Source organism: Methylobacterium sp. AC433, from assembly GCF_979253015.1.
The window spans coordinates 1-9,477 of the sequence record NZ_CEEDBN010000034.1; the positions used below are offsets into that span (position 1 = coordinate 1).

At 72.6% G+C, this 9,477-nt stretch carries 6 protein-coding genes; 3 read left to right on the forward strand and 3 right to left on the reverse strand.

Going from position 1 to position 9,477, the window contains the following annotated elements:
- Positions 1-580 precede the first annotated feature (580 nt).
- Positions 581-2,563 carry a methyl-accepting chemotaxis protein gene (locus AC0IWM_RS23470; RefSeq protein ID WP_471759062.1) on the forward strand — a complete coding sequence of 661 codons (1,983 nt, stop codon included), beginning with the start codon at positions 581-583 and terminating at the stop codon, positions 2,561-2,563.
- Between the two features lie 39 nt (positions 2,564-2,602).
- Here AC0IWM_RS23470 and AC0IWM_RS23475 read toward each other — a convergent pair whose 3' ends face one another.
- Positions 2,603-2,953 (reverse strand): cupredoxin domain-containing protein, encoded by a 351-nt coding sequence (locus tag AC0IWM_RS23475; protein WP_056477900.1) that lies wholly within the window; start codon positions 2,951-2,953, stop codon positions 2,603-2,605.
- Between the two features lie 312 nt (positions 2,954-3,265).
- On the reverse strand, positions 3,266-3,559 hold the full coding sequence (locus tag AC0IWM_RS23480) for an FAD assembly factor SdhE (RefSeq protein WP_056477903.1): 294 nt from the start codon (positions 3,557-3,559) through the stop codon (positions 3,266-3,268).
- A 363-nt stretch (positions 3,560-3,922) separates the two neighbouring features.
- Here AC0IWM_RS23480 and recG point away from each other — a divergent pair, with 363 nt between their 5' ends.
- Positions 3,923-6,070: an ATP-dependent DNA helicase RecG gene (gene recG / locus AC0IWM_RS23485; protein ID WP_471759064.1), complete on the forward strand. Its 2,148-nt coding sequence runs from the start codon at positions 3,923-3,925 to the stop codon at positions 6,068-6,070.
- Positions 6,071-6,182: 112 nt separating this feature from the next.
- Positions 6,183-8,714 carry a putative bifunctional diguanylate cyclase/phosphodiesterase gene (locus tag AC0IWM_RS23490; protein ID WP_471759066.1) on the forward strand — a complete coding sequence of 844 codons (2,532 nt, stop codon included), beginning with the start codon at positions 6,183-6,185 and terminating at the stop codon, positions 8,712-8,714.
- A gap of 13 nt (positions 8,715-8,727) precedes the next feature.
- On the opposite strand, the gene AC0IWM_RS23495 is transcribed toward AC0IWM_RS23490, so the two are convergent.
- A partial coding sequence (locus tag AC0IWM_RS23495; protein WP_471759068.1) for a DUF502 domain-containing protein occupies positions 8,728-9,477 on the reverse strand: 750 nt, incomplete at its 5' end.

Sequence of the window (9,477 nt, forward strand, 5' to 3'; positions counted from 1 at the left end):
GCATTCCGCCAGACTCGCAGGACAGGCCTCAAACCAAAACCCCACGCGGACTCAACCGTCAGACCTCAACCACTAGGGAGACCCCGCACGCTTCGGAGCGAGCCTTCGTCGCACGCCGCCTCGTCATGGGCGGCGCCGCAGCTTCTTCCCGCTGGCCCAGCGACGGGTCGGACGGCCAAGGGCATTTCCTCCCCCGGCGCGCCGCCCTGTGCCGAGCCGGCGGTCATAGCGAGCCGTCGCCCGGGGCGGCAGCGACCGAAGCCACCGACGCGGGCACCGCCCCGCCGCCCTTCAGCCCGCCCGGTCGGTCTCCGGTCAGGCTCCCGATTCGTCCGGGCGGCAGGTCGGGGGATATGGGCACAAATTAGGAATATTGTCAAGGTCTTTCGCAGGACCGGCGGGCCGAGCAGCGCCAGGGCTCGACCTCGGTCTCCGGGGCATCCGTCGGGGTTCACGGGAAGCGTTGATCGCCGAGAATTGAACGCCGCCGAGGGGGCGCCTCGAAGCTGTTTCGGGTTTGCTTAATCGAAAGCGACTAGAACGAGCCGGGATGCGGGTCGCGCATCGTGGGAACACGTCCGTGCCGTTCTTCGACACCGATCTGCGCGCGCTGATGGCCGCCATCGACAGGTCCAGGGCGCGGATCGAATTCACGCCCGACGGCACGGTGCTCACCGCCAACGGCCCCTTCCTCGACCTGATGGGCTACAGCCTCGCCGAGGTGACGGGGCAGCCGCACACGCGCTTCGTCTCCCCCGCGGAGCGGGGCAGCGAAGCCTATCGCGCGTTCTGGGACGCCCTGCGCCGCGGCGAGCCGCAGACGCGCGCGTTCAAGCGGCTCGCGAAGGATGGCCGCGAGGTCTGGATCCAGGCCACCTACGACCCCGTCCGCGACCGCGCCGGCCGCGTGACCCGGGTGGTCAAGCTCGCGAGCGACGTCACCGCGCAGGTCCTGCGCAGCATCGACCATGACGGGCAGCTCGAAGCCCTGCAGCGCTCCCAGGCCGTCATCGAATTCGCCCTCGACGGCACGATCCTGGAGGCCAACGCCAACTTCCTGGCCGCGGTGGGCTATGCCCGCGACGAGGTCCAGGGGCGCCATCACGGCCTGTTCGTCGATCCGGCCGAGCGCGCGGGGGCCGCGTACCAGGCGTTCTGGGCCGACCTCGCCCGCGGCGAGTTCCGCGCGGGCGAGTTCAGGCGCATCGCCAAGGGCGGCCGCGAGATCTGGATCCAGGCCACCTACAACCCGATCCGGAACCGGGACGGGGTCCCGATCAAGGTGGTCAAGTTCGCCACCGACATCACCGCGCAGAAGCTGCAGGTCGTGGATGCGCTGGCGCAGCTGGCGGCCGTCAACCGGTCGCAGGCGGTGATCGAGTTCGCCCCCGACGCGACGGTCCTCGACGCCAATGCCAATTTCCTGGCGGCCCTCGGTTACGGGATCGAGGAGATCCGGGGCCGGCCGCACGCCCTGTTCGTCGAGCCCGGCTACGCCCAGACGCCGGACTACGCCGTCTTCTGGGACCGCCTGCGCAGCGGCCACTGCGCGGCGGGCATGTTCCAGCGCTTCGGCAAGGGCGGCCGGCCCGTCTGGATCCAGGCGAGCTACAACCCGATCCTCGATCCCGCCGGCCGCCTGACCAAGATCGTCAAGTACGCCACCGACGTCACCGCCAACATGGAGGCGCGCTCCGTCGCGGTCGAGGCCGCCGAGCGCACCCTCGACAACGTCCAGGCGGTCACGGATGCGGCCGACGCCATGAACGACTCCGCGCTGGAGATCTCCCGCAGCATGGCCCAGTCCAAGATCGTCGTGGACGACATCCACGGCCGGGCCGGGGAGGCGGATGCCGCCACCGAGCGGCTGCGCGGCGCGGCCCAGTCGATGAGCGGCGTCGCCACGCTGATCACGGACATCGCCCAGCAGATCAATCTCCTGGCGCTGAACGCGACGATCGAGGCGGCCCGGGCCGGAGAGGCCGGGCGCGGCTTCGCGGTCGTGGCGACCGAGGTGAAGAACCTGGCCGGCCAGGCGGCGGCCGCCACGCGCCGGATCAGCGGCGAGATCGCCGGCATGCAGGCGGTCTCCACCGAGGTCGCGACCACCCTGGCGACGATCACGGCGGCGATCGGCACGATCAGCCGGCATGTCGACGGGGTCACCGCCTCGATGGACGAGCAGGCCCAGGCCACGGGCGCGATCCTGACCAGCATGCAGCGGGCGGCCGATGGCGTGTCGCGCATCAGCACGGGGCTGGACAACTGGACCATCGGCATGGAGGAGCGGCGCACCGAGCGGCGGGCGCGCGTCCTGCTGCGCGCCGCGATCCACCTGCCCGGCGGGGAGCGGATCGCCTGCTCCATCCGCGACCTGTCGGAGGGCGGCGCACGGCTGCATCTCGGCCAGTCCGTCGCGGTGCCGGATCGGTTCGCGATCGTCGTCGCCGCGGATGGACGGCGCTTCGACTGCGCCGTGCGGCACCGGTCCGGCCCGAATCTGAACGTGCAGTTCCTGGCCTCGGCCGAGGGACGACCGGCGGCGCGCGCCTCCGGGCGTTGACCGAACCGCCCCGGCCTGCCGCCCGCGGCCGCCTTCCTCTCAGTCGACGTGGACGGCGAGCGTCATCTTCGGGTGCACGCCGCACAGAACCAGGAAGTCGCCCCGCTGCGAGAACACCAGCGTGGTGCGGCTGCCGGGCGCCTGGTCGCCGAAGTCGCGGCGGATGCCGTCCGCCTCGATGTAGGCGTGGTGGACGGCCGTGGCTTCCTCGTTGGACAGCACGATGGACCCGCCGGCCTGCAGGGTGACGGCCCGGAAGCCGAATTGTCTGGCCTTCTGGATGACGATGCCGGCGACGGTCGATGCGTTGGCGTAGGCCTGGAGGCCCCCGAGACAGCAGGCCAGCCCTGCTGCGGACGCGAAAACGCGCCCCTTGATCGAAGATCCCATCAGACAGACCCGCGCTATGTCTTCGCTTTATGTTCTGCCGGAATCAGTAGATCGGGAAGGTTTCGAAAGCATTTCGGCCTTGGTCCGAAGAGAAATTCGAACGAATCTAGTTGATGCATGATGGAACGTCTCGGCCGCTTTTGGGTATCGCCGGTAACGTTCGAGGAACGACGATCGTCCCCCGATGATCGACGGCGAGCCCCTGCGCTTCCCGGCCGGCCGGCACGCTCTTGTTCTTCTGCGGTCTTCCGAGGCCCGGCGGTGACCGTCCGGGCCGGCATCGGGCCGTCGGCGTGGAGCGCCCGCCGTCGCCTAGTGGATCGGGGCGTCGTGCTTGTGGAAGGCCTTGAGGCGCCGATAGACCGGCGTGTCGTAGTTCTCGGGCGTCGGGTCCTCGCCGGTGAGCCAGCGGAACAGGTCGCGGTCGGGCACCTCGATCAGGGCCTCGAAGGTGGTGAGCTCCTCCTCCGAGAGCGTGCCGATCTCGGCATCGGCGAAGCGGCCCATGATCAGGTCCATCTCGCGGATGCCGCGGTGCCAGGCGCGGAAGAGGGTGCGGCGGCGGCGCGGATCGAGGTCGGCGCTGGTGCGGGTGGTGCCGGACATGCGGTCAGCCTGTGATGCTGTGATCCCGGGATGCCGTGATCCCTGGATCGGAGGATCCTGTGGTCGGGGCGGCCCCGGCCCGGCCCCGCCGCGTCATCCGTCGCGGGACCAAGCCTTCTGCGTCGCGGGACCAAGCCTTCTGCGCGGTATATAGAGGCAGCGGGCCGCGCCGCCATCCCGCCCGTGCGCGGGGCGGGGTCCCGCGCCCGCGCCGTCCGATTCCGCCGGGGGCCTGGCTCTGCCGGGGTCCCGCCTCTGCCAGGGGCCTGTCCCTCCTCCGGGTTCCCTTTCTCGCCCAGGTCCCGCCATGTCCCGCCTTTCGCCCATGTCCCGCCTCTCGCCCGTGTCCCGCCCCCGAGCCGCATGACCGACGCCGCGTCCCGCCAGCCCCTGCTCCGCCCGAGCATCCTCGACGCCCTCTTCGCGCCCGCGCGCGGCCTGCCCGGCATCGGGCCCAAGATGGCGCCGATGATCGAGCGGCTGCTGGGCACGCCCGAGCAGCCGGCCCGGATCGTCGACCTCCTGTTCCACCTGCCCCAGGGCGGCGTCGCCCGCCGGATGATGGGCTCCATCGCCGAGGCGCCCCCCGGCGAGCCCGTGACGCTCGGCGTCACCGTGACGGGCTACCGGGCGCCCCAGCCGGGGGCGGGGCGCCGCCCCTTCCGGGTGCTGGTGGAGGACCCCACCGGGGACATCACCCTGGTGTTCTTCGGCATGCCCCAGGCCCGGGTCGAGAAGATGCTGCCGCTGGGCGCCCACCGCTACATCACCGGGCGGATCGACCTCTGGGACGGGCATCGCCAGATGGTGCATCCGGCCCGCATCGTCGACGAGGCGGGGCTCGCCGCCCAGCCCAGCGTCGAGCCGGTCTACGGCGCCACCGAGGGCCTGACCTCGCGGGCGATCTCGAAGCTGGCGCATGCCGCCCTGGAGCGCCTGCCGGTGCTGCCCGAGTGGCAGGACCCGGCCTGGCTCGCCCGGGAGGGGCTGCCGGCCTTCGCCGACGCCCTGCGGGCCGAGCACCGGCCCGAGCGCGCGCCGCCGCCCGTCCCCGAGGGGGCGAGCGCGCCGCCGCGCTCCCCGGCCCGGCGCCGCCTCGCCTACGACGAGCTGCTCGCCTCGCAGCTGGCGCTGGCCCTGATGCGGGCCCGCAACCGGCGCGCGCCGGGCCGGGCCAATGCCGGGGACGGGGCCTTGAGCGGAAGGATCGAGGCCGCCCTGCCCTTCGGACTGACGGGCGCGCAGCGGCGCGCGGTCGCCGAGATCCGGGGCGACCTCGGCTCGGACCGGCGCATGCTGCGCCTGCTCCAGGGCGATGTCGGCTCCGGCAAGACCGCGGTGGCGCTGCTGGCCATGGCCTCGGCCGTGGAGGTCGGGCGCCAGGCCGCCCTGATGGCGCCCACCGAGATCCTGGCCCGCCAGCACTTCGAGCGCCTCGCCCCCCTGGCCGCCCCCCTGCGCCTGCGCCTCCTCACCGGGCGCGACCGGGCCTCCGAGCGCCGCGCAACCCTGGCGGCCCTGGCCGCGGGCGAGGTCGACATCGTGGTCGGCACCCACGCGCTGTTCCAGGACAGCGTGGTCTTTGCCGATCTCGGCGTGGCGGTGGTGGACGAGCAGCACCGCTTCGGCGTGCACCAGCGCCTGGCGCTCGGCGCCAAGGGCGCGGCCGTCGACATCCTGGTGATGACGGCGACCCCGATCCCCCGGACCCTGGCGCTGACCTGCTTCGGCGACATGGACGTCTCGGTGCTCGACGAGAAGCCAGCCGGGCGCCGGCCCATCGCCACCCGCCTCGTCTCCACCGACCGCCTCGACGAGGTGGTGGCGGCCCTGGGCCGGGCGCTGGCCGCCGGCGACCGGGTCTACTGGATCTGCCCCCTGGTGGCGGAATCCGAGTTCGTCGACCTCGCCGCGGCCGAGGAGCGCTTCGGGGACCTGCGCCATTCGTTCGGCGACGCGGTCGGGCTGATCCACGGCAAGATGCCGGGACCCGACAAGGACGCCGCCATGGAGCGCTTCGCCCGGGGCGAGACCAGGATCCTCGTCTCGACGACCGTGGTGGAGGTCGGCGTCGACGTGCCGGAGGCCACCATCATGGTCATCGAGCATGCCGAGCGCTTCGGGCTGGCCCAGCTCCACCAGCTGCGCGGCCGGGTCGGGCGCGGCACCAAGGCCTCGAGCTGCCTCCTGCTCTATCGCGGGCCGCTGGGCCAGGTCTCGCGGGCCCGCCTCGAGATGATGCGCGAGACCGAGGACGGCTTCCGCATCGCGGAGGAGGACCTGCGCCTGCGCGGCGAGGGCGAGGTGCTGGGCACGCGCCAATCGGGCCTGGCCGCCTTCCGCCTCGCCAGCCTGGAGAGCGACGCCGAGCTGCTCCAGGTGGCCCGCGACGACGCGCAGCTCGTGGTCCAGCGCGATCCCGGCCTGCGGAGCGAACGGGGCCAGGCGCTCAGGGTGCTGCTCTACCTGTTCGAGCGCGACGCCGCGATCCGGCTGCTCGGGGCGGGCTGACCGGACCGCTCGGGTCCGGCGGATCCGGAAGCGATTTCCTGAGACGGCTCATGAACTTGGTATCAATCTCTGCGGGTGCAGAATCCGCCCCTTACCACGGGAGCGGGAGCCGATGCCGAGCGAGAGCCAGCGATTGTCGCGCGACGGGGGGTCGTCCGGCGGCCTGCGGTCGACGAGCCTGATCGATCACTGGCGCTCCGCCCGCCGCGCCGGCGAGGCGATCCCGAGCTACGAGGCCGTCGTGCTCGGCACCCTCGGGCGCCATGCCGACCAGGCCGCCCTGATCGCCACCGCGGACGGCCTGCCGACCCGGATCCTCTGGGGCGGCAGCCGCTTCGCCGCCTGGCTCCAGCGGAGCGAGACGGCGCCCGGCGAGATCGGCTGCGCGGTGTCGGACCTCGGCGAGGACGTGCGCCAGCCCCTGAACGAGGTCGTCGCCCGCGCCCTCGAGCAGGGCGGCCCCGCCCAGACCCGGTGCGACTGCGTCAGCGACGGCATCGTCACCGGCATCACCTTCCTGGCCCTGCCCCTGTCCTGGGGCGCCGAGCAGCCCCTGGTCCTGCTCAGCCTGTCGGGCCAGCCGTCCCGCTACGACCTGGTCAAGGCGATCTTCGGCGCCACCGACCAGGGCATGCTCGCCCTGAGCACGGTCCGCGGCCCCGACGGGCGGCCGAGCGATTTCAAGGTCGTGGCCGCCAACGAGGGGGCGGCCCGGATGCTCGGCCGCACCATCCCGGACCTGCAATGGCGGCGCCTCACCGACATCGTTCCGGGCCTCGTCGAGACCAAGGCCCTGCCGCGCCTGTTCCGCATCATCGAGGCGGAACACCGGGCGGTCTTCGAGCTCAGCATCCCGGGACCGGGCGGGGGCACCCGCCACCTGAAGATCGAGGCCGGCTGCATCGGCGACCTCCTCGCCCTGACCTTCGTCGACGTCGGCGACCTCAAGGCCCGCGAGGCCTCCGCGCGCCTCCTCTTCGAGAACAATCCGCTGCCGATGTGGCTGGTCGACCGCGACACCCACCGCTTCCTCGCGGTCAACGACGCGGCCCTGACCCATTACGGCTACGCCCGGGAGCGCTTCCTCGCCATGATCCAGGGCGACCTCGAGCCCGCGGCCCTGGCGGTCGCGGGGCCGGGGCTGCCGCGGATCCATCTCCGGGCGGACGGGACCCGGATCGAGGTCAACCTGTTCGAGCGCGTCCTGGATTTCCACGGGCGTACGGCGGTGCTGGCGGCCGTGGTGGACGTGACCGAGCGGCGCCGGGTCGAGGCCCGCATCGCCCACATGGCGCATCACGACGCCCTGACGGACCTGCCCAACCGCGTGCTGTTGCGCGAGCGGCTCGAGGCGGCGATCGCGCAGCGTCGCCGGAACGGCGTCGGGGCCTGGCTGCTCTGCCTCGACCTCGACCACTTCAAGTCCGTCAACGACACCCTCGGCCATTCCGCCGGCGACGCGCTGCTCCGCAGCGTCGCCGGGCGCCTGCTGCAGGCCGGGCAGGAGGCCATGGGACAGGAGGCCATGGGACAGGAAGCCACGAGAGAGGGTCCGGGGCCGGACCGAGGACGCCTCGGAGAGGGTGTCCTCGTCGCCCGCATGGGCGGCGACGAGTTCGCCATCCTGGTGGAGGACGCGCCCGGGCCGGAGCCGGTCCAGGCCGAGCGCGTGCGGACGCTCTGCGCCCGGCTGATCCGGAGCCTCGGCCAGCCCTTCCCGATCCAGGGCCAGAGCGTCCATATCGGCGTGAGCATCGGCGTCGCCCGCCTGCCCCCGGACGGGACCGATCCCGACCACCTCCTGCGCAGCGCCGATCTCGCCCTGTACCAAGCCAAGGCGGCGGGCCGGAACACCCATCGGGTCTTCGAACCCGCGATGGAGGCGGGGGTCCAGCTGCGGCGGGCCCTGGAGCAGGACCTGCGCGGCGCCTTCGCGGCCGGCGCGCTGGAGGTCCATTACCAGCCGATCCTGGCAGCCGGCTCCGGCGCGCTCACCGGCTTCGAGGCCCTGCTGCGCTGGTGCCATCCCGAGCGCGGCTCCATCGCCCCCGCCGAATTCGTGCCGCTGGCCGAGGAGACGGGCCTGATCGGGCCGATCGGCGAATGGGTCCTGCAGCAGGCCTGCGCCGAGGCGGCGCGCTGGCCCGGGGACCTCCGGGTCGCCGTCAACCTCTCGCCGCTGCAGTTCCGGGACCGCCGCCTGGCCCCCGTGGTGGCCCGGGTCCTGGCCGAGGCCGGGCTGGCGCCCGAGCGGCTCGAACTCGAGATCACCGAGACCGTCCTGCTCGTGGAGAACGCGGCCAATCTGGCGACCCTGCACCGCCTGCGCGCCCTCGGGGTGCGCATCGCCCTCGACGATTTCGGCACCGGCTACTCCTCCCTGAGCTACCTGCGCGCCTTCCCGTTCGACCGGATCAAGATCGACCGCTCCTTCGTGGGCGAGATGGAGTCCAACCCGCAATCGGCGGCCATCGTCCGGGCGATCATCGACCTCGGGACGAGCCTCGGCATCGCCACCACCGCCGAGGGCATCGAGACGGAGACGCAGTTCGACCGCCTGCGCGCGACCGCCTGCGACGAGGTCCAGGGCTACCTGTTCGGCCGCCCCATGCCGGTGGTGGAGGCGCGGCGGCTGGCGGCCTGACCGGCCCGCGACGTCAGACCTCTTCCCGGTGGGGCGCCGGGCCGGCGGCCGGCGCGCCCTGGGCCGCCCGCAGGCTCGCCGCCATGGCCTGGACCTTCGCCCCCGGATCGTCGGGCTGGATCACGCCGGCCGACATCACCAGCTTGGCCGCGTCGTCGACGCTCATGGCGATCTCCACGATGTCGGCGCGCGGCAGGTAGAAGAAGAACCCGGTGGTGGGGTTGGGCGCGCAAGGGAGAAACACGCCGACATGGTCGCCCCCCGGCGCCAGCGCGTTCTGCACGTCGGGCGCGGCCGGCGCCGAGAGGAACACCACCGACCAGGTGCCCTTCACGGGGAATTCCACGAGGCCGACGGTGCGGAACGAGGTGCCGTTGGCGGAGAACAGCGTCTCGAAGATCTGGCGCAGGCCCTTGTAGAGCCCCGAGATCACCGGGGTGCGGGCGAGCAGCACCTCGCCGAACTCGACGACGCTGCGTCCGACGAGGTTGGCGGTGAGGAAGCCCAGCAGGGTTACCGCCACGAAGGCGATGAGGAGGCCGAGGCCGGGAATCGAGAAGGGCAGGTAATGGTCGGGCAGGTAGCTCGCCGGCACCAGCGGCTTCACCCAGCCGTCGATGAGGCTGATGAACCACCAGGTCAGGTAGATCGTGATGGCCAGCGGCCCCGACACGATGATGCCGGTGAGGAAGTAGGTCCGCAGGCGGCCCCGCGCGCTCACCCGGGGGCGGGCGCCGGCCTCGGGCTCGGGTGGGGGAAGCGC